This window comes from Paenibacillus elgii NBRC 100335 (assembly GCF_004000865.1).
Taxonomy (GTDB): Bacteria; Bacillota; Bacilli; order Paenibacillales; family NBRC-103111; genus Paenibacillus_G; species Paenibacillus_G elgii.
The window spans coordinates 1-1,353 of the sequence record NZ_BIMB01000135.1 but is presented as its reverse complement, the minus strand read 5'-3'; the positions used below and the strand labels follow the sequence as shown (position 1 = coordinate 1,353).

The window sequence follows — 1,353 nt, the reverse complement described above, 5'->3', positions numbered from 1 at the left end:
CCTGTAATCTTCTGCGCACGTTGGCCGGAAGACGCATGATGAGCTACAACTTCATACTCGCCAGTTATTCCTTGATCTTTGTTGCCTTGCCAGCCGTCAGCTAGTCCGCTTGTTCCCGTATTTACCTCAAAACTGGAATTTGTAAGCATGTTATCTGTTAGATTTTTTCTTATTAAGCCCCCGTTTAAATCATAATCGTAATAGATGGTTCCGTACGAATTAGTGGCCTCTACCAACTGACCTTTATGATTATACAGATATTTTGTTTCTCCATTAGCTGCCCAGATTGATGAAGCATAAGCGATCATGAATATGAAACATAGGAGAATCGAAACCATTCTTTTAAGCATAACTACCTCCCCATAGAACTTTTGATATTTAACTTATGCAGATTTTCCCTGCTAAATTATACCTTTGTCAGACGATATCTGTATAGAAGAGTAGAATAAAAAAACACAACACGTGGATTAGTTGTGTTGTGGTCAATGAGAGATTAGCTCGATGATTTTAGAATTTATTCTATAACTTTATCAAAAGTGAATTCGGCTGTTCAGCCTTTGCCTAAAAGCAAGTAATAAATTACATATTCCATCTTGTTAATTTTTGATACTTCAATCATAGCAAGTGATTTTCATTCAGTTAAACAAAAACATGTGTACCTCCTGTTTAGTTTGGCTAAAGTGTACGTAATTACTATCATTAACTTTGTTACTCCTTCAATATAGATATTATCCCTATTTGCTCTTCTTAAAATTAATAGCGTCCATAACGAAAGCTCCAGGTGCTTGTGATTCCAGGTGTAAATGGATTCTAGCCATAACCGCATTACCCGGTGAAGTTGTAATCCCTCCGATTGCAGTCCATGCATTCGTCAAGTCTGTTTCCGCTGGTCGCACATCACTTAGCAGGTTGCCCGAAGCATCATAATATTGAACAACCATCTGTACCTTACCACTGGATAGTGCCGTAATGTTTACCCATCCTTTTATTTCATAGATACTGTTTCCTGTTATGGCTACTTCCTGATAAAGTCCACCTAACCCCGCGATTGATATTTGTTGCGCTTGGTTACCAGACACTACCGGTGAAGAGATCACTTTGTATTCTCCCGCTGCTCCATGCCAGTATCCTGTCCATCCGTCTGCTATTCCATTAGTTCCCGTATACATCTCAAAGCTTTCATTATACAGAAGATTGCTATCCACGCTCTTCTTAAAACTAACAGCATCCACAATAAAAACTCCGGGTGCCACTGATTCCAAGTGTAGATGGATTCTAGCCATAACCGCGTTTCCCGGCGCGGTAGTAACACCTCCGATTGTTGTCCATGCATTCGTCAAGCTCGTCTCCCCT

At 39.9% G+C, this 1,353-nt stretch carries 2 protein-coding genes; both read right to left on the bottom strand.

Annotated elements, in window-relative coordinates; translation table 11 throughout:
• A partial coding sequence (locus tag PEL01S_RS34185; RefSeq protein ID WP_164824391.1) for a hypothetical protein occupies nt 1-350 on the bottom strand: 350 nt, incomplete at its 3' end.
• 384 nt (nt 351-734) lie between these two features.
• Nucleotides 735-1,353, bottom strand: a 619-nt coding sequence (locus tag PEL01S_RS34180) for a hypothetical protein (protein ID WP_218032571.1), incomplete at its 5' end; no start/stop codon positions are given.